Genomic DNA, 19,704 nt, shown 5'->3' on the forward strand with positions numbered 1-19,704 from the left:
CCTGCCCGGCGCCGGGCGATCCCGGCAATCAATGCATTCTTCGGCGGGAGAAGCGTTCGCTATCCCGCTGCGGGCTCCGAAGTGAGGCGGGCGTCGGCGTCGGCGATCTCCGCCTTCAGCCACATCGTTTCGCTAAGGTTCGAGCCTGCGGACGTCGCGGCGAGGCGTTCGAGCGCCGCCTTCTTGACCCTGAGCGCATCCGCATCGGCCGGCTCAGCGGACAGCGCGATGTCGACGAGATGGAGCGCTTCGAGCGGTTGTCCCGCCGCCACGTGCGCCTTCGCGCGGGCGACCAGAGCAGACGGGCCGGCAAGTTCCGCGAGATCGGCGTCGACCGTGCTTCGCGGCACGCCGTACAGGCCGGTCGTGCCGTCCGCGTAATGGAACCAGCCGGCATTCTCCTCCCAGATGGCGCGCACCACCCATGATGCCTTGCCGTGGAATTCGCCGATCTGTCCGTCTGTCGGCAGCGTGATCTCCCGCATCAACTGGTGGACGGTCTTGCCCGCGTTCATGCCGGCGATCGTCTCGCGTTCGATGTGGGTGACCGCGGCGCGCATCGCATCGAGGTCGGCGCGGATTTTCGCGGCACCTCGGACCGGTTCGCCGTGCCCGGTGACGACCAGCTGGGGCTCCAACGCGCGCACCGCGTCGAGCGACTTGAGATAGGCGCGGACGAGACGCGGACGGTCGCCGCGGATCGTCACGAGGTTGGGCATCGCGCGCCACACCGGGCCGAACAGGTTGCCGGTAAAGATCGTCCGTTCCTCCGGCAGCCAGACGAAGACGGCGCACAGCGTCTCGCCGCCAGGAGTCTTGTGGACCTCGAATTTGCGACCGCCCTGTTCGAAGGCTTCGACGTCGGTCACTTCGATGTCGGGCACGATCTTGGGCGGGACGGGCGGGGGGCCGTTGCGGCGCGTCATCGATGCCCATAATTTGCCCGAGCGGCGCCCGAGGAACGGGGCGAGCTTGTCGAAATACTCGGCGGTCTCCGTGAAGCCGGCGCCGGCGATGACCTGCGTGCCGTCCTCGCGCTGTTCGGGGAGCGCGCCGTAGTGGTCGGCATGGCTCTGCGTTAAGATGATCCGCGTGAGCGGGCCGGTGCGATGCGGCGCGAACAGCGTCTTGTTGCGTTCGCCGTTGCCGATGAAGCCGGTGTTGACGAGCAGGTCGCCGTCCTTCGTCGTGACGAGATAGGCGTTCGATATGTCCTTCACCATGAAGATCCTGTCGGTGATCGCCTCGGCGTCGGTCTGGCCGGCGCCGGCCATTACCAGCGCGCCCAGCGGTGTCTGCTTTTCGCTCATGAACTGGCTCCTTCGAAATAGATCATCACTTTTGCCGAGGCAGGCGTCGCGGCGATCTTCAGGCCGTCGAGTACCGCGTCGAATGGGAGGCTGTGGCTGATCATCGCGGCGATTTTGTCCTGCAACCGCGGCATCGCGGCGATCACGTCGGGAAATTCGGTGGGGTAGCCGACCGCGGTGGTGATCGTCATCTCGCTGGTCAGCATCGGGCCGGCGGGCAGTGCGATCGGCTTCAGGTAGGCGGCGGTGATGACGTGGCGCGCGTGACGCTTCGCCATCCGCACGACGTCGCCGAGGATCGAAGGCGCACCGGCGGCGTCGATATAGGCGTCGGTGCTGGCGCGCTCGCGGCCGAAATATAGTTCCGCGCCGTGATAGGCTTTGACCTGCGCGACGAGATCCTCGTGTGCCGGATTGATCGTCCGCGCACCGAGGTCGCGTGCGCGCGCGAGCCGTTCGTCGGCGAGATCGACCGCGATCACGTCGCAGCCGCGATCCACCGCCCACATCACCATGCCAAGGCCGATCGGTCCGCAGCCGAAGATCACGAGCTTGCTGCCAGCCGTGACCTCGGCGCGGTTGACGCCGTGGAGCGCGACCGCGAGCGGTTCGCACATCGCGGCGACGTCGAAGGGAATGCCCTCGGGGATCGGCAACAGGCTGTGGCCCAGCCGGCCTTCGCGGACCAGCAGTTCCTCGGTGAATGCACCTTCGGGGCCGCCGCTGCCGATGAAACTCGGCGTGTTCATCGGGTTGACGATGACCGCTTGGCCGATGTGGAGTCCCTCGACCTCGTCGCCGACGTGCATGACTTCGCCAGCGCCCTCATGGCCGAGCGCGGTCATCGTGCCAGCCACCGGGATCCCGCCGTTCTTGATGTACGACAGGTCGCTCCCGCAGATCCCGCAGGCTTTCATCCGGACGACGACGTCCTTCGGACCATGCTCCGGACGCGCGTAGGCATCCAGCCGGACGTCGTCGATGTGATGGATGGTCAGGCGGCGCATGCTGGGTCCCCGATCAGAAGGCGTAGGGGGGATAGATGGCGCTGCCGCCGTCGATCACGATCGTATCGCCGCTGTGGAAGCGCGAGGCGTCGCTGGCGAGATAGGCGCCGATGCCCTCGAAATCCTCGATCGTGCCGGGGCGACGGATCGGCGTCTTGGCGGAGAAATGCGCGTCGACCGCAACGATCCGCGCCTGCATCTCCGGGCTGTGATCGGCGTCGCTGCCGATGCTGGTCTTGGTATAGCCTGGCGCGATCGTGTTGGCGCGAATTTCGTATTTGCCGAGCTCGGCGGCCATCCCGCGCACCGCGGCGCCCATCCCGCCCTTCGACGCGGCGTAGTTGTTGATGCCGGGAATGCCGTGGAACATCGACAGGCTGCCGCAATAGACGAGGCTGCCACCGGGTTCGCCGGCTTCGGCGCGCGCGACCATCGCTTTCGCCCCTTCGCGCAGGGTGAAGAACGCGCCGTGGAGGTTGACCGCGAGCAGATCATGCCACTCGGCCGAGTCAAGCGTGAGCACCGATCGCGATTTGGACGAACGGCCGGAATTGGCGAAGACGCAGTCGATCCGTCCGAAGTCGGCGAGCAGTTTGGCATAGCCAGCGACGATCTCGTCTTCGGAAGACACGTCGACCTGATAGGTTTCGACACGGCCCGCGCCGGCGGCTTCGAGTTGCGCCTTGGCGGCGGCGTTCTTGTCGGCGTTGCGTGCCCAGATCGCCACGTCGCCGCCCATCTGCGCAACGCCGAGCGCAAAGCCAAGGCCGATCCCGCTGTTGCCGCCGGTGACGAGCGTCACCTTGCCTGTGCAGTCGAAAAGAGTGTTCGCCATGACATCCTCCTGCCACGCCCTGGTTTGCCCGGGCTGGTCCTTGCGGCCAATGTGCGGGTATCGTGCGCGATCCCGCAATCGACCTGCCTGTCGACGGCCGGCCAATATGTCGCTAAACAGCCAAAGGTCGACGCGGCAATGCTGCGCGGTAGGATCTCATGCTGCGCGGGAGAACGGGCAATGGAGGCGGATACCTATACGCAGTCGGCATTCGAGGCGGAGTTGCCGATTCCGCGCGGGATGGCGCGGATCATGCGGTTTTCGAACGACCAGCCGACCAACCACGTCTTCCGCCGCGGCGCGCATTACTGGCTCGACCTGTGCCTGACGCCGCGTCCTGAAAAGGCACGCGGCTGCTATTCGGAGCGATGGGGGCCGCACCGGTTCGAGCGGCTGGGCGAGATCTTCCTCGTGCCGCCCGGCGAGGCGCTGCACGTCCGCACCGACGCGGGCGACAACCAAGCGTCGATCGCGTGCGAGATCCACGCCGACTCTGTCGATCACTGGCTCGAGACACCGCTCGAATGGACCGATCGCCGGCTGGAGGGTGGGCTAGATATCGTCCACCCGTATATCCGGTCGTGCCTGTCGCGGCTTGCCGAGGAGATGCGGCATGGCGGCACCGGGAGTGCGGAACTCGCGGCGATGATCGCCGGGCAATTGGCGATCGAACTCGCGCGCTATCTGGAGGCGATTTCGGAGAGCCCGATCACTGGTGGGCTTGCGTCGTGGCGGTTACGATTGATCGACGAGCGGTTGCATCGGGGTGGGTCGACGCCGTCGCTGGGCGAACTGGCGGAACTGTGTTCGGTGTCGATCCGCCAGTTGACGCGCGGGTTCCGGTCCAGTCGTGGGTTCACGATCGGCGACCATATCGCGCAGACCCGGATCGAGATGGCCAAGCGCGCGCTGGCCTCGGACGACAGCATCAAGTCGATCGCGTTCGCGCTCGGCTTCGCGTCGCCGTCGAGCTTTTCCTACGCGTTCGGTCGCGCGACCGGGGTGACGCCGTTGCGGTTCCGCCAGCGGCATCTGCGGGGGCGGGAGTAGGGGCAAAACCTGCCGTTCGATACTCCCCCGCCAGGGGGAGGTGGCTTGCGTTTGCCAGACGGAGGGGGCGGTAAACGAACACATCGGTCGCGTGCCTCCCCCTCCGTCGCCTTCGGCGTCACCTCCCCCTGGCGGGGGAGAATAAGATTGCGCTGTCAGCCCTCCGCCGAGGCGATCAGTCGTTCGCTCTCCCGCCACAAGCGTTCCACGTTCGCGTCGTCCAGCGCGAACGGGTTGGGGGGCATCTGTGTGCGCTGATGGTAATAGCCACCGGTCGATCGTCCGGTGTCGTCGGCGGTGGCGAGCCAGATCAGCGCGTCGGCACCGGCCTCCGGGCTCATCGTCGGACGCGTGCGGATGTGCGCCTGCGTCGTCGCATCGGCGTGGGTGATGAAGTTGGTATCGACCGTACCCGGATGCAGCGCATGGACGACGATGCCGTCGTCCGCCAATCGCGACGCCAAGCCGCGCGCGTGCATCACGTTGGCGAGCTTGCCCTGGCAATAGGCGCGACCGGCGAGGAACGCGTCGAACAATTGTAGATCGTCCCAGTGCAGGCCGGGGATCATCTCGCCGCCGTCAGACGAGGTGTTGACGATCCGAACGCTGCCAGCGGGCGCATCGCGTGCCGCCGTGCGCAACAACGGCAGCAGGCGGTAGGTGAGCAGGAAGGGGCCGAGGTGATTGCCCGCGAAATTCTCCTCGAGGCCCTCAGGCGTGACGACCATGCGGTTCGCCATCCCGCCGGCGTTGTTGATCAGCACGTCGATGCGGGGCGTGAGCGCGGCGATCCCGTCCGCCGCGCGCGTCGCCTCCGCCATCCGCGAGAGGTCGGCGCGGATCATGTCGACTCTGCCGCCGTTCGATGCCGCGCGGATCTCCGCTTCGGCCGCAGCGGTGCGCGCGGGATCGCGGCCGAGCGCGATGACATGCCACCCGCGCGTCGCGAGCGTCCTGGCGGTTTCCTTGCCGATCCCCGAGCTTGCGCCGGTCACGACTGCCACGCGTAACGCCATCGATACTCTCCCAATCGCCCCGCCCGTTATCGGCCTATCGTCCTGCCAAACATGGTCTGGAGCAATTCCTCGAGGGTGTTTCGGTGGCGGGATCGCGGGCGCGATGCTGCGCAGCATAACGCCCCGGCGTTGTGGCCGGATCTCGATATCTCGGCCGGCTCGCTACATCGAACGGCATTGGCGCAACGGAAAGCACTGCGCATGATGCCGGCAAAATATGACATTGGGAGAGAATGCTGTGAGTCAGATGCTCGTTTCCGACGCGCTTATCGAACAGGCCATGACGACGACCGGGCTCGACCGGTTCGATTCCACTTCCTATCGCGAAGGGCTCGATGTCCTGCTCGCGGACTATAATTCCTACGACCACCCCGAGCCTTTGATCGAACGGATGCGCGGCGGGCTGGTCCAGTCGCTGGTCGATCGGCTGAAGACCACCGACTATCTCGCCAAGCGCCCCGAACTACTGACCCGACCGGTCGAGCGGCCGTTGTTCGTGTTCGGCATGCCGCGGACCGGTACGACGCTGCTGAGCAATCTGCTCGCGTGCGATCCGGCGCGACGCTCCGCGCTGACGTGGGAGATCGAACAGCCGGTGCCGCCGCCGACGACCGCGACGCTGAAGACCGATCCGCGCGCGATCGCCAAGCTGGAGCAGGAAAAGGCGATGCTCGCCGCGCGGCCCGAGATGGGGAAGTATTATCGCAATTCGGCGGTGTATCCGAACGAATGCATGTTCTTCATGATCCACGACTTCAAGGGTCTGGCGCTGGAGTCGCGCGGCAAGCTCAAAGAGTATCGCGACTGGCTGTTCCAGACCGACATGACGTCCGCCTACACCTATCACAAGCGCTTCCTCCAGCTGTTGCAGGCAGATGCGCCGGGTGCGTGGAGCCTCAAGATGCCGAGCCACGCGCTGTGGCTGGATACGCTGCTCGAGACCTATCCGGATGCGCAGCTGGTATGGGCGCACCGCGACCCGTTCACCGCGACCAGCTCGTTCTGCAGCATCCTGTCGATGGCGCACCGGGGCTATACGGGGAAGGTCGATTACGAGTGGCTGGGCGAGGATTGCCCGTACCAGGCGCAGCTGCATCTCGACCGGATCATGGACACGCGCGAACGGCTGGGCCACGACCGGATCGTCGACGTGCATTATGCCGACGTCATGCGCGATCCGATGGCGACGATCCGCAAGCTCTACGCCGACCTGGGCGACACCCTGCCCCCCGAGGCGGAGGCGGCGATGCAGGCTTGGCTCGACGAGAATCCGCAGGGCAAGTTCGGCAAGCACGAATATGCGCTCGATCAGTACGGCCTGTCGGTTGAATCGTTGGCACCGAAGTTCGACCGCTATCTGTCGCAATACGACGTCGCGCGGGAGGGGTGATCGGTGAGCATCGGTCGCCATTACCAGAACGCCTATGTCACGCGCGACGTCGACAAGGCGGTCGCCGGCTTCAAGCGCCACGCCGACGTGCGGACGATCATCGAGATCGAGACGCCGGTCCAGGTCTGGACACCGCAGGGCGAGGGGCGGGGCGTGCAAAAGCTCGCCTTCGTGTGGGTCGAGGACCTGAACTACGAGCTGATCCAGCCGATCGAGGGCAACGTGCTCGCAATCTACCGCGACGCGTTGCCGGCGGGTGACGCGCTGGCGTTCCACCATGTCTGCCACCGGGTCGACGATTGGGATGCGGCGATCACGCAGATCGAGGCACAGCCGTTCCCGGTCGTGCTGAAGGGCGGCACGGCGGGGCTGCTGCAATTCGCCTATACCGACACGCGGTCGTGGCTCGGGCATTATACCGAATATGTGTGGATGGTGCCCGATCGCTGGGCCGGGATGGGCGGACGATGACACAGTACAGGTCATGAGCCGGCTGGGGATCGAGTTGCTGAGCGTATTCGGGCTCGATCCGGTCGCGCACGTGCATCTGGCGGCGGATCTCGGATGCGGTCATATCTCGAGTGGGCTCGGCCCGGCGCCGTTCAACCCGCATGGCTATGCGGCGTGGTCGTTGCGAGAGGATGCGGCGTTGCGGCGCGCGGCGATCGCCGCGATGCGCGAGCGGGGGGTGACTATTTCGCTTGGGGAAGGCTTCGCAGTACGGCCGGGTGTCGACATGCGCGACCGTGCGAAGGAGTTCGACCTGATGGCGGAACTCGGTGCGGAATGCCTAGGCGGTGTGGGTATGGAGCCGGATGCGTCGCGGTCCGACGACCAGTTCGCGGCGTTGGCGGACATGGCGGCGGCGCGGGGGATGAACGCGACGATCGAGTTCGCGCCGGGCCTAGCGATCGGTACGCTCGACGCGGCGGTTTCGCTCGTCGGGCGGATCGACCGGCCGAACTTCCGCGTGCTGGTGGATGCGATGCACCTGTTTCGCTCGGGCGGGACGTGTGCGCAGCTTGCCGCGCTCGACCCGGCGCTGATCGGCTATGCGCAACTGTGCGACGTGCCGCTGGTCGCGACCGAGCCCGACTATTTCCGCGAGGCAAGTTTCGAACGGCGCGCGCCGGGGGAGGGGGAACTGCCACTCGCCGAACTCATCGCGGTGCTGCCCGAGACCATCGCCATCGGCCTCGAAGTGCCGATGTTCGCGCGTGCCACTGCCGGCGAGCCACCGATCGAGCGGTTGCGCCCGGCTGTCGTCGCGGCGCATGCGTTGCTCGGCAATCAAGGAGACCAATGATGTTGACGGTAGCACGGTTCGGGACGCGCGACGTGGTGCGGGCGCGCAGCTTCTACGATCCGATCGCGGCGATGGTGGGCGCGAACATTGCGTATGATCGGCCGAACATGATCGCGTACAAGGGCACGGATGGCGCGATGCTGTTGATCGGCCTGCCGTTCGAGGGCGAGGCGACGGTCGGCAACGGGACGCAGGGCGGCTTCATGGTGGCGAACCGGGCGGACGTCGATGCGGTACACGCCAAGGCCCTCGAACTCGGCGGCAAGGACGAAGGCGCGCCCGGCGTGCGCGGCGACGATCCCGATGGCTTCTATAATGCGTATTTCCGCGATCTGGACGGCAACAAGCTGTGCGTGTTTCGGTTCGGCCCGGCCTGACGGTAGGCCACGGCGGACCGAAGAGCGGCGGACGGCATTTCTATCGCTGCCACGATATCCAATAGGCAAGGCGTCCGCCACGCGGATATCGCGTTACATGGTCACCCCCACCGCTTAATAGACACGGGTGTCTACTTCCATCGCGGGGAAATGGACCCGGAAAACATAAAACGCGGCGGGGAGAACGTGGGTGAGGGTTTCGGCTGCTCGAAGCATCGCGTCGGTTGCCGTATTGGCGACCATGCTGGTGATCGCGGATGCGGCGGTCGCCCAGACGGCGCCCGCGATATCGCCTGAACCGACCGCCGACACGCCGATCGAAGGCGAGATCATAGTCACCGCACAGCGCCGCGAGGAACGCTCGCGCGACGTGCCGATCTCGATCACCAGCATCAGCGAGGCGCAGCTCGCGACCGCCAACATCAACCAGCTTTCGGATGTCGCACGCGTTACGCCGGCGCTCCGCTTCGACAGCTCGGGCAGCTTTTCGCAGCCGACCATCCGCGGCGTCGGCACCGCCGTCACGACGTCCGGGGGCGGTCCCAATGTCGGCATCTACGTCGACGGCTTCTATGTCGCCAACCCCGAGGCGACCGCGTTCGACCTGACCAAGACGCGCAGCATTCAGGTGCTCAAGGGACCGCAGGGCACGTTGTTCGGGCGCAACACGACGGGCGGCGCGATCCTCGTCACCACCGCCGAGCCGAGCACCAAGCCGGCTGCCGAGTTCAAGGCGACCTATGGCCGGTTCAACGCGCAGACCTATCAGGGCTATGCGACGGTCGGGCTGAGCGATCGCATCGCGGTCGACGTCGAGGGATTGCTGCGCAAGGGCGATGGCTATTTCCGCAATATCGCGAACGACGACGACAAGGTCGGCAAGTACGAGAATTGGTCGGTCCGCACCGGGATCAAGGTCGATGTCACTGACGGCATCTCGGTACTGTTGCGCTATACGCATTCGAAGACCGACGATCCGACGCTGCTGCTGACCAACGCCTATGTCGATCCGAACGGCGGATCGGGGTTCTACAGCCGTGTGCCGACCGCGGCCTACGGTACCAATGACAGCACCGGCCGCGCGCTGGTCTATGCGTTCGCGCCGCCATCGACTTATACGACGCGGCCGGGCGACGTCATCAACGTGCCGTCGACACCGACGCGGTTCACCAACAAGACGGACGCATTCCAGGGTACGATCAAGGCCGATCTCGGGTTCGCCGACCTCACCTCGTACACACAGGTGCGCAAGGACGACGCGGTCAATCTCCAGGATCTGGATGCGACCGCGATCCCGCTGTTCAACATCAACCTCGGCATCGGCAACCGCACCTTCACGCAGGAATTCCTGTTTACGTCGAAGCCGGGCGGGGCGCTGCAATGGACCGCGGGGCTGTATTATTTCCGCAACCGCGACACCTATTTCGTCAACGCGGCGTTCGGTCCGCCGCCGTACATGCCGTTCGGCGGATCGAGCACGACGACAAAATCCTATGCCGCGTTCGTCGACGCGACCTACGAGCTGTCGCCCAGGCTCTTCCTGACCGCCGGCGTCCGCTACGGCCACGACGTCGTCGGCGACGCGTATTTCCTGATTCCCGTGACGCAGGTCCGGTTCGACGTTCCCGACTACAAGACCAACCGCGTCACCCCGCGCGCGGTTCTGCGCTACAAGCCGAGCGACGTGTCGAGCGTCTATGCGTCGTTCAGCCGTGGGTACAAGGCAGGCATCCTTAACGTCGGCGGTGCTTCCGCCGTACCGATAAAGCCCGAGGGCATCGACGCGTTCGAGGTCGGGTACAAATATGACGACCGCCGCCTGTCGTTCGACATCGCCGCCTATTATTATTTCTACAAGAATTTGCAGGTGTCGAGCTTCCAGAGCGGGCTCGCGCTGATCACCAACGCGGCGAGCTCGCGGATCGGCGGAATCGAATCCTCTGCGCGCTACAAGCTGACCAGCGCGTTCGATCTGACGATCGGCGGCGCCTACACCCACGCGCGCTACCGCAATTTCACGCAAGCGCCGTTCTACAGCTATTGCGACCCGACCGGCGCGGTTCCGTCGCTGGTGTGTGGTGCGATCGGCGCGGGCTCGATCACGCAGACTACCAACGACTCCAGCGGCTACCAGATGCAGCGTGCGCCGGATTTCACCGGCAATGTCGGCGCGACCTATCACACTGCGCTCGTGGGCGGGAAGTTCAGCCTGTCGGGCAATCTCTATTACACGTCGAGTTTCTATTTCGACGCGTCGAAACAGTATAAGCAGAAAGGCTACGAAGTCGCTGCGTTGCGTGTGCAATGGGTTGATCCGTCGGACCGCTTCACGCTTGCAGTGTTCGGTGACAACCTAACCGACAAGCGATACCGAAACCAGGTATTGTTCAACACGCTTGGGATCGGTGCCGTGTGGAATTCCCCTCGGACATGGGGTGTATCGCTTGGCGCCAAGTTCTGATTTGAAACTGAAACCGACTAAGTAGGCCGCAGTGTAACTTCGGCAAATCGTGATGGCGATATATACGGTTGCTAAAGTCGTAAGACCTTATCGGCCGGGCAAATTCAGCCATAAGGGTATCGTAGATTATTCACGCGATCCGTAATGCTATCGCAAGAAGCGATGACGTGCAGGCCGCGCTTGGGGAGGATCGTATCGTGAGGACACTTTCGACGAATACCTTGATCGGTGTCAGCCTCATCGCGCTGGCCATGCCGGCGTCGGTGATGGCGCAGGCCGGTACCGCAGCCGCTCCAGCCACGGCATCGTCTGTCGACCCGGCAGCACCTCCAACGACCGTTACGACCGCACCGGTCCCGCAGGCTGCAGCGCCTGCGGCCGCACAGGCGCTGTCGCCCGACAGCGACATCATCGTTACCGCGCGTCGGCGTGAGGAAAGCATCCAGGACGTTCCGGCGGTGGTCAATGCGGTCACCGCGGCGGAAGTCGCCAAGCTCAACCTCCGCGACTTCCAGGAAGTCTCGACGATCGTCCCGGGGTTGAGCCTGAGCAGCAATTCGAACGGTACCGGCGGCAACGCGCAGCTTCGCGGCGTCAACTTCGACATCAACGCCAGCGGCCAGAATCCGACCGTCGAGTTTTATCAGAACGATGCGCCGATAACCGCGGGTGTGGTGCTTCAGCAGCTTTACGACATCGGCCAGATCGAGGTGCTGCGCGGGCCGCAGGGCACGCTACGCGGTCGTGCTTCGCCATCGGGCTCGATCACGGTCACGACACGCAAGCCCGACCTCTACAAGGCGGGAGGCTATGCGAACCTGACCGGGAACACGATCGGAACGCTTAACTTCAACGGCGGCCTCAGCGTGCCGATCATCGAGGGTATCGCTGCGATACGAGTTGCCGGACTCATCAACGAAGACGAAGGCAATCGCGTAAAGACCGTCAATCCACGGATCGATGGTCGCGATCCCTATACTCAGACGCAGAGCGGCCGCGTCAGCGTGCTGGTGACGCCGGTCGACGCCTTGCGGCTCGAAGGCAGCTTCCAGCGGCTAGATCGCAAATCGCGGCAGTTCGATCAGGTCGAATCGTTCAATCAGGTGAACCCGGGGGCCGCCGCCAGCCCGTTCACGATCCGTGCTGAAGATCGACTCAGTAATCAGGAAACACCGCGCACGATCCATCAGAAATACGACATCTACAACGGCCGCGCCGAACTGGCGCTTGCGGGCCAGCGGTTGATCTATCAGTTCCAGCATTACACCCAGCTGATCGATTCGAACCTTGGCCAGGATTACGGCAACGTCTTTCCGGGGTTTGATTACAATTATTTTTCGGGCACCAACGTGAAGTCGACGTCGCACGAACTGCGCCTGCAAAATGAGGAGCGCGTCTTCGGCGCATTCGATTACGTGCTCGGAGTGTTCGACAACAAGAACAGCTCGCCGACGGACCTGCTGATCTCCACGCCGGTTTTCCTTCCCGCGGCGCTTGGTGGCAGCCTTGCAACGACGGTGCAAACCCCCGTCGGTCGCCGCGGCAAGACTCACGAACAATCGGTGTTCGGCAATTTGACGGCGCATATCGGCGACCGGACCGAAGTCGCTGGCGGCTTGCGCTATATCGATTACCAGAGTTCGGGCTCGTTGCTCCAGCCGGGGATCGTCATTCCCGATCCGTCGGTCAAGGACAACAAGCTGATCTACAGCGCGTCGGTAAAGCATAATTTCACGCGCGACCTGATGGTCTACGCCAGCACCGGCAGTTCCTATCGTCCCGGCATCAACGCCGTCGGTGATTTCAGCGTACAGCAATCGGCTCTCGAACAATCGTTCCTGAACCTGCCGCCGGAGACCTCTAAGTCTTATGAAGTCGGCTTCAAGAGCACCTTGATGGATGGGAAGCTGCGCCTCAACGCGAGCGCCTTCCACCAGAAATTCGACAATTTCGTGTACCGCGCGCCGGGCGTGAATGGCCAATCGGGCATCTATTACGTCAACTACAACCGCACGGTGACCAACGGCGTCGCGACTATCGTGCCGCAGGTGAACCAGTTTAATTTCGTCGCGGCGGTGCCGGTTACGGTCAACGGCGTCGAGGGCGAAATTGGCTACGACGTCGGCAGCCGATTGAAGTTCAATCTGGTCGGCAGCTATGCGTTGGGCAAGATCAAGAACGGAACGATACCGTGTAACGACCTGAACGGCGACGGCATTCCCGACGCTACGATCACCGCGCCAAGCGTCGCGCAGCTGATCGGTCGGGTCGGGGCAAATAACCTGAGTTCTTGTTCGGTCAGCCAGCGGTCATCGTTCCAGCCGCCGCTGAGCGCCACTTTGCAGACGGAGTACGGCGCGCCAGTTACGGACGGCACCGATGCCTATATCCGCGGTCTTGCGAGCTATTTCGGCAAGTCACAGAGCGATCCGTCGAACATCTACGACAACGTGAAGCAATATGTGATGGTCAACCTGTTCGTCGGTATCCGCGATCCGAAGGGCAACTGGGAAATCAGCCTGTTCGCCAAGAACCTGTTCGACACGGTACGTGTCCTCAGCCGGACTGATCCTCTCAGCTCGACCTATCAGGTTCTTCAGCCCCCGACGTTCCGCTCTGCCGCGGCAGTCACAACGACGAGCACCTACACGGGGATCACGACCACCCCGCCTCGCGAATTCGGTCTCAACGCGCGCTTCTCGTTCGGGTCGCACTGAGCCAAGGTTCGAGGCCGACATGAAGGCTGGTGGCGGATGATTGGAAATCGTCCGCCGTTCGCTTTTCCATGCGGTATTGCGCAGTGTTGCTGTCCTAGCTCGAAAAATGCGCTACGGCGTTGGACCAGCGAGGAACTTGGCTACCGGGCATGCTTACGCGGGACCGGGCCAAAGAGGGGGAATGTGTATGACCAACGTCCGCACACGTCGCCCCCGGGATCCGGTTGCGACGCGTGAGGTAATCCTGTCGGCAGCACGGGAATTGCTGGCGCGCGATGGCCCGGACGGGATGAGCGTATCCGCCGTCGCGACGCTCGCTGGGGTCAACCGCGGCACGGCCTACCAGCATTTCACGACACGCGAACAACTCGTCGCGGCGACCACGCAATCGGTGTCCGACCAGCTGTTCCATGCCGCATTCGGCGATCCGGCGACCGTGAAGGATCGCCGGGTCGAGGATGTCGACATCACCGCGCTGACCACTACGCTTGCCGATTTCGCGGTCGACAATCCGGCGCTGTGCCGCATCTGGTTCCTGCAACTGCTGGCGTCCGACGAACCGGCGCACGATCCGTTCTGGCGCGAATACGCCGGATCGCTGCGGCGGTTCACGCAGACCGATATGGCCCAGCCGGGGATCGACAGCGACGTCTTCTCGTTGCTGATGCTCGCCGGCAATTTCCTGTGGCCAGTGTGGACCAAGACGCATGAGAAGACCGATGCCGAACGTCGCGAACTCGCGCGACGGTTCGCACAGGAAAGTCTGCGTCTGTCGATGCACGGCACGATGCGCGCAGAGTGCTTTCCGGAGATCGAGGCGCTGATCGCAGCGTCCGATGCCGACCACGATGCGGGGCGACGCACCTCGAAGCGGACGTCGCGCACGGCGTAACGGGTGGGCGATGAATCGCCGGCCGCCAAGTAATTCGGTGGCAAAACCGGGCTATAGTCTGGAGGATGGCGTCGCAGCATTTCTCGACGCGACGGTCCGGATAACACCCGATGGTCGCGTCGCCACTTCCGGAGAGCGACGATGTTTTCAGCCATCCTGATCGACAAGACCGATGCCGGCCAGACCGTAGCCGTCACGCAGGTCGACGAAGCCAATCTGCCGGAGGGCGACGTCACGATCGACGTCGCCTACTCGACGCTCAACTACAAGGACGGCCTCGCGATCACCGGCAAGGGCCCGGTGGTACGCAAGTTTCCTATGGTGCCGGGAATCGACCTTGTCGGCACCGTCCGCGAGTCCAGCCATGCCGACTGGAAGACTGGCGACACCGTCGTGCTCAACGGCTGGGGTGTCGGCGAGACGCATTGGGGCGGGCTCGGCCAGGTCGCGCGGTTGAAGGGCGATTGGCTGGTGTCGCTGCCGTCTGCGTTCACGCCGAAGCAGGCGATGGCGATCGGGACGGCGGGATACACCGCCGCGCTGTGCGTCGAGGCACTGGTTTCGGCGGGCGTTACGCCCGACAAGGGCGAGGTCCTGGTGACCGGCGCGACCGGCGGCGTCGGCAGCGTCGCGGTCGCGCTGTTGGCGAAGCTCGGCTTCACCGTTGTCGCGGCGACCGGCAAGGCGTCCGAGGGCGAGTACCTGAAGACACTCGGCGCGACGTCGATCATCGACCGTGCGGAACTCAGCGCACCGGGCAAGCCGTTCCAGAAGGAGCGCTGGGCGGCGGTGGTGGACTCGGTCGGCAGCAACACGCTCGCCAACGCGGTCGCTGCGACCAAATATGGCGGCGTCGTCGCGGCGTGCGGCCTTGCGCAGGGGGCGGATTTCCCGTCGTCGGTGATGCCGTTCATCCTGCGCGGTGTCAGCTTGCTCGGGATCGACAGCGTCATGGCGCCGAAGGCCAAACGCCTGGTCGCGTGGCAGCGGCTGGCGAACGATCTCGACCCGGCGCTGCTTGACTCGATCGCTACCGAAGTCGGCCTCGCGGACGCGGTGCAGGCTGCGGCGGACCTGATTGACGGTAAGGTGCGCGGCCGCGTGCTGGTCGACGTGAACCGTTGATCCAAACAACAGGTGCATCATGACCGAACCGCTCCCTTTGATCGTCGCCGGGCCGCCGCTTGCGGACGAGCCCGGCATCGGCGCGCTGACGCTCGGCGGGTGGTTGCGCGAAGTCACCGCGCTGTACGGCTCGAGCGAGGCGCTGGTGCTGCACGAGGCTGGGCTGGACGGCGTCGAGGTGACGATCCGCTGGTCTTATGACGACCTATGGGAGCGTGCGAACGCGGTCGCCCGCGCGCTGATCGCGTGCGGGGTCGGGAAGGGTACGCGGGTCGGCGTGCTGATGACGAACCGGCCGGAATTCCTGTCAGCGGTGTTCGGTACGGCATTGGCGGGTGGGGTGGCGGCGACGCTCAGTACGTTCTCGACGCAGGCCGAACTGGATCACCTGCTGCAAAGCTCGGCCTGTTCGGTGCTGCTGCTCGAACGCACGGTGCTCAAGAAGGATTTCGTCGAGACGATCGGCGCGCTGGAGCCGGAGATAGCGACCGCGACGCCTGGTATGCTGGCCTCGCTGCGGTTTCCGTTCCTGCGCCACATCGTATCGATCGGTGGCGGCGACGGCGGCGGTGGTGCCGTGGAGGCGTGGGATGCGTTCCTCGGGCGCGGCGATGGCGTGGCGCAGGCGCTGGTCGATGCGACTGCGGCGACCGTCACCCCGGCCGATCCGGGCGTGCTGTTCTTCTCGTCGGGATCGACCGCCAAGCCCAAGGGCATTCTCAGCGCACACCGTGGCCCGACGTTGCAGCTATGGCGCTGGAAACGCTTTCTGCAGGCGGGGCCGGATGCGCGCGCCTGGTCCGCCAACGGGTTCTTCTGGTCGGGCAATTTCGCGATGGCGATCGGCGGCGCGCTGTCGAGCGGTGGCAGCCTGATCCTCCAGGCGATTTTCCAGCCCGAGGAGGCGCTGGCGCTGATGGAGCGCGAGCGGGCGACGATGGCGTTCGCCTGGCCGCACCAATATGCGCAACTGGAAGGCGCTGCGAACTGGGCGGACGTCGACCTGTCGAGCCTGCATTACGTCAACGTCGCGCTCGCGAAGCACCCGACGATCGACACCGACTGGCAGGAGCCGTGGTCGGCGTACGGCAATACCGAGACCTTCACGATCAGTGCAATCTACGATTCGGGTACGCCGGAGGCTAAGGCGGGCGTGGGGCACGGCTATCCGCTGGCGGGCAACGTGTTCAAGGTCGTCGATCCACTGACCGGCGCGGTCGTGCCGCGTGGCGAACGCGGTGAACTCGCGGTTAAAGGCGCGACGATGATGCTCGGTTATATCGGCGTGCCGCTCGACGAGACGCTCGACGACGAGGGATTTTTCCGAACCGGCGATGGCGGTTATTTCGATGTGCAAGGCCGGCTGCACTGGGAGGGGCGGCTGAACGACATCATCAAGACAGGCGGCGCCAACGTCTCGCCGATCGAGATCGATACCGTGCTGAAGGCGCTACCCGGCGTGAAGGTAACGCAGACGGTCGGCGTGCCGCACGACACGCTGGGCGAGCTGGTCGTGACGTGCATCGTCCCGCATGTCGGCGCGACACTCGACGAGGAGGGCGTGCGTCGCTTCGCCAAGGAAAGTCTCGCTAGCTACAAGGTGCCGCGCCGCGTGCTGTTCTTCGGCGAGGACGAACTGGAACTGACCGGTAGCGCGAAGATCAAGACGGCGGATCTGAAGGCTTTGGTCGTCAAGCGGCTGGCGTGAGCGATATCGCCGCGCAGGCGCTGGCGATCGCCAATCTGAAGGCGCGATATTGCCGTGCCGCCGATACTGCGGCCGAGGACATCGTAGCGGCGCGGGGGATGTTGGCAGACGTCTTCACCGCCGACTTCGTTGGCGATTACGGTTATGGACTGCTGCACGGACCCGCCGCGATCACCGACTTCCTGTGTGACGCCATAGCGGGCGGCAGCGTGTGGATGATCCACATGCTCCACTCTCCGCGCATCGAGATCAACGGTGATGGCGCGACCGGTGATTGGATCGTGACGGCGCAGTCGAAACGGCGTGAGACGGGCGAGATATCGATCGTGCTCGGTCGCTATGCCGACGTGTTCCGGTACGGCGAAGACGGCTGGCGGATCGCGCGGATCACCTTCTCGCGGCCTGTCTAAAGACCGCCAAACCGCTCCCGCGATGCCTGCGGGACGCTCCCGCGATGCCTGCGGAACGCTCCCGCGATGAGTGCCGTGGCCGCCTTGCCTTTTGTCCGGGCCGCCGGACAACAGATGCAACGATCGATCCACGGATCTCCCAGGAGCAGGCCATGAGCATCATTCTCGACACGTCCGATATCGATACGTATCTGGGCAAGCCGATGCAGCCGGCGCGGATGGTCGATCCGTTCGCGAACAACGATATCCGCCGCTGGGTGCAGGCGATGCATTACCCGAACCGCCTGCATTACGATGCGATGTACGGCATGCAGAGCCGCTTCGGGCAGTTGATCGCGCCGCAATCCTTCCCTGTGACGATGGACGACGGCCACGGCTCCGCGCCGTCCTGTATCGGCCTCATTCCCAATTCGCACATGCTGTTCGGCGGCGACGAATGGTGGTTCTACGGTCCGCGCATCGTCGCGGGCGACCGGGTGTGGAACGAGCGCATCCCGTTCGACTATACCGTCAAGGAGACCAAGTTCGGTGGCCCGACCTGCTTCCAGCGCGGCGACAATTTTTACTACAACCAGCACGGCGACCTGATCGCCAAGCAGCGCTCGACCTCGATCCGCTACAGCCAGGCGGCGGGGCAGGCAAACACCCCGACCGACAACCAGGACGATCCAATCTGGGGCGACGAGGAACTCGAGGCGCTGGAGACACGAAAGTTCGCATGGATCCAGATGCTCCATGAGCTCGGCCACAGTGCGCGCTATTGGGATACGGTGAAGGTCGGCGATGTCCTGCCCGAACGCGTGTTCGGACCGCATTCGATCGTCAGCTTCACTACCGAATGGCGCAGCTACACGTTCACGCAGTGGGGCAGCATGCACCGCCGCACCGACCTGAACATGGCCGAACTCGGTTTCACCGGGCCGATGGCGGGGCCCGAGCAGGACCCGACCGAGGAGGCGATCAATCCCGAGAACACCGATGGCGCCTATATCGGGCCGTCGCGCGGTCATCTGTTCCCGCGCTGGGCCCGCTTCATCGGCATGCCACGCGGCTATGGCTATGGCGCGTCAATGGGCGCGTGGATCACCGACTATCTCGCCGGCTGGGCGGGGGAATGGGGCATGGTGCGGCATAGCGCCTGCAATTACCGGAGCCCCGCGCTGACCGGCGACATCACGATCCAGACCGCGACCGTGACCGACGTCTTCATCGACGCGGACGGTCGCCACATGGTGCAGATCGAGGTGAAGATGCAGAACCAGACCGGCGCGATCCTGGCAACCGCGAAGGCCGAGGTCGAACTGCCCAGGCGGCCGGCATGAGGAACGGATGATGGCAGGTAAATTCTCGGGCAAGACGGTGCTGGTGACGGGGTCGGCGGGTGGCCTCGGCCGTGCCTATGCCGAGGCGTTCGCGCGCGAGGGCGCGCATCTGGTGCTGGCCGATCTGAAGCTGGACGGGCTCGATGAAAGCAAGGCGCTGGTCGAGCGCGCGGGGGGCAGCGCATCTGTCCACCGGGTCGATCTTGGCGTCGAAGAGGATATCCTCGCGTTTGCGGCCGTGGTGCTGGCGCTGCACGACAGCCTCGACGTGTTGATTAACAATGCGGGGATGCATGCGGGCGAGATCCAGCGCGGGTTCTTCGGGCTCGGCATGGCGAAGTGGCAACAGTTCTTCGCCGTGAACACGCTTGGGCCGGTCCTGCTCGCCGAGGCGCTGCGACCCGCGCTCGCCAAGGCGAAGGGGTTGATCATCAACAAGTCGTCGATGGCGAGCTACACGCCCGCGACCGCCTACGGGATCACCAAGGCGGCGCTCAACGTCTTCACGAACGCTATGGCGATGCAGTTCGGCGCGGATGAGATACGCTGCGTCGGGATCGCGCCGGGACTGATGCAGACCGAGGCGGCACGCGGCGGAGTCGCCGACGATACGTGGGAGCGGCTGAAGGGCATGCAGTCGGTCAGGCGGCAGGGCACGGCCGAGGACATCGCCAACCTCGGCGTGTTCCTAGCGTCGGACGAGGGCAGCTTCGTCAACAACCAGACGATCCTGTGCGACGGCGGCAACCAGATGCGCGGCTTCCGGTTTTGACGAAGG

General features: G+C 64.6%; 17 protein-coding genes. 13 read left to right on the forward strand and 4 right to left on the reverse strand.

Going from position 1 to position 19,704, the window contains the following annotated elements:
- Window positions 1-59: 59 nt before the first annotated feature.
- Genes BM244_RS17445 through BM244_RS17455 form a run of 3 tightly spaced genes read right to left on the reverse strand, consistent with a single transcriptional unit; the run spans window position 60 to window position 3,152 of the window.
- The gene (locus BM244_RS17445) at window positions 60-1,310 is read right to left on the reverse strand and encodes an MBL fold metallo-hydrolase (RefSeq protein WP_093400201.1); all 1,251 of its coding nucleotides are present in this window, start codon (window positions 1,308-1,310) and stop codon (window positions 60-62) included.
- Window positions 1,307-2,317 carry a zinc-dependent alcohol dehydrogenase gene (locus tag BM244_RS17450; protein ID WP_093400202.1) on the reverse strand — a complete coding sequence of 337 codons (1,011 nt, stop codon included), beginning with the start codon at window positions 2,315-2,317 and terminating at the stop codon, window positions 1,307-1,309. Before BM244_RS17450 ends, BM244_RS17445 begins: the two co-directional genes overlap by 4 nt.
- A gap of 13 nt (window positions 2,318-2,330) precedes the next feature.
- Entirely contained in the window at window positions 2,331-3,152 is an 822-nt protein-coding gene (locus BM244_RS17455) for an SDR family NAD(P)-dependent oxidoreductase (protein WP_093400203.1), read from the reverse strand.
- A gap of 180 nt (window positions 3,153-3,332) precedes the next feature.
- Between BM244_RS17455 and BM244_RS17460 the strand changes: the two genes are divergently transcribed.
- Window positions 3,333-4,202, forward strand: a complete 870-nt coding sequence (locus BM244_RS17460; RefSeq protein ID WP_093400204.1) for a helix-turn-helix transcriptional regulator — start codon at window positions 3,333-3,335, stop codon at window positions 4,200-4,202.
- Window positions 4,203-4,357: 155 nt separating this feature from the next.
- Here BM244_RS17460 and BM244_RS17465 read toward each other — a convergent pair whose 3' ends face one another.
- Window positions 4,358-5,218 carry an SDR family NAD(P)-dependent oxidoreductase gene (locus BM244_RS17465; protein ID WP_093400205.1) on the reverse strand — a complete coding sequence of 287 codons (861 nt, stop codon included), beginning with the start codon at window positions 5,216-5,218 and terminating at the stop codon, window positions 4,358-4,360.
- 247 nt (window positions 5,219-5,465) lie between these two features.
- On the opposite strand from BM244_RS17465, the gene BM244_RS17470 reads away from it, so the two are divergent.
- The 12 genes from BM244_RS17470 (at window position 5,466) to BM244_RS17525 (ending at window position 19,698) form a co-directional block, all read left to right on the forward strand.
- Window positions 5,466-6,608: a sulfotransferase family protein gene (locus tag BM244_RS17470; RefSeq protein WP_254784555.1), complete on the forward strand. Its 1,143-nt coding sequence runs from the start codon at window positions 5,466-5,468 to the stop codon at window positions 6,606-6,608.
- A gap of 3 nt (window positions 6,609-6,611) precedes the next feature.
- Window positions 6,612-7,079, forward strand: a complete 468-nt coding sequence (locus BM244_RS17475; protein ID WP_093400207.1) for a VOC family protein — start codon at window positions 6,612-6,614, stop codon at window positions 7,077-7,079.
- 13 nt (window positions 7,080-7,092) lie between these two features.
- On the forward strand, window positions 7,093-7,914 hold the full coding sequence (locus BM244_RS17480) for a sugar phosphate isomerase/epimerase family protein (protein ID WP_093400208.1): 822 nt from the start codon (window positions 7,093-7,095) through the stop codon (window positions 7,912-7,914).
- Window positions 7,914-8,291 (forward strand): VOC family protein, encoded by a 378-nt coding sequence (locus BM244_RS17485; RefSeq protein ID WP_093400384.1) that lies wholly within the window; start codon window positions 7,914-7,916, stop codon window positions 8,289-8,291. Before BM244_RS17480 ends, BM244_RS17485 begins: the two co-directional genes overlap by 1 nt.
- 190 nt (window positions 8,292-8,481) lie before the next feature.
- On the forward strand, window positions 8,482-10,752 hold the full coding sequence (locus BM244_RS17490) for a TonB-dependent receptor (protein ID WP_254784528.1): 2,271 nt from the start codon (window positions 8,482-8,484) through the stop codon (window positions 10,750-10,752).
- Between the two features lie 197 nt (window positions 10,753-10,949).
- Window positions 10,950-13,469, forward strand: a complete 2,520-nt coding sequence (locus BM244_RS17495; RefSeq protein ID WP_254784530.1) for a TonB-dependent receptor — start codon at window positions 10,950-10,952, stop codon at window positions 13,467-13,469.
- 187 nt (window positions 13,470-13,656) lie between these two features.
- Window positions 13,657-14,361, forward strand: coding sequence for a TetR/AcrR family transcriptional regulator (locus BM244_RS17500; protein WP_093400210.1), 705 nt, complete (start codon window positions 13,657-13,659; stop codon window positions 14,359-14,361).
- Window positions 14,362-14,502: 141 nt separating this feature from the next.
- On the forward strand, window positions 14,503-15,486 hold the full coding sequence (locus BM244_RS17505) for an acrylyl-CoA reductase (NADPH) (RefSeq protein ID WP_093400211.1): 984 nt from the start codon (window positions 14,503-14,505) through the stop codon (window positions 15,484-15,486).
- A 19-nt stretch (window positions 15,487-15,505) separates the two neighbouring features.
- Window positions 15,506-17,194, forward strand: coding sequence for a class I adenylate-forming enzyme family protein (locus BM244_RS17510; RefSeq protein ID WP_093400212.1), 1,689 nt, complete (start codon window positions 15,506-15,508; stop codon window positions 17,192-17,194).
- Window positions 17,191-17,604, forward strand: a complete 414-nt coding sequence (locus BM244_RS17515; RefSeq protein ID WP_093400213.1) for a nuclear transport factor 2 family protein — start codon at window positions 17,191-17,193, stop codon at window positions 17,602-17,604. The genes BM244_RS17510 and BM244_RS17515 overlap by 4 nt, the downstream gene beginning before the upstream one ends.
- A 152-nt stretch (window positions 17,605-17,756) precedes the next feature.
- Window positions 17,757-18,926 (forward strand): FAS1-like dehydratase domain-containing protein, encoded by a 1,170-nt coding sequence (locus BM244_RS17520; RefSeq protein ID WP_093400214.1) that lies wholly within the window; start codon window positions 17,757-17,759, stop codon window positions 18,924-18,926.
- Window positions 18,927-18,936: 10 nt separating this feature from the next.
- Complete coding sequence (locus BM244_RS17525; RefSeq protein ID WP_093400386.1) at window positions 18,937-19,698, forward strand: SDR family NAD(P)-dependent oxidoreductase; 762 nt, start codon at window positions 18,937-18,939, stop codon at window positions 19,696-19,698.
- Window positions 19,699-19,704: the final 6 nt, after the last annotated feature.

Source organism: Sphingomonas sp. OK281 (assembly GCF_900115295.1).
Lineage (GTDB): Bacteria > Pseudomonadota > Alphaproteobacteria > Sphingomonadales > Sphingomonadaceae > Sphingomonas.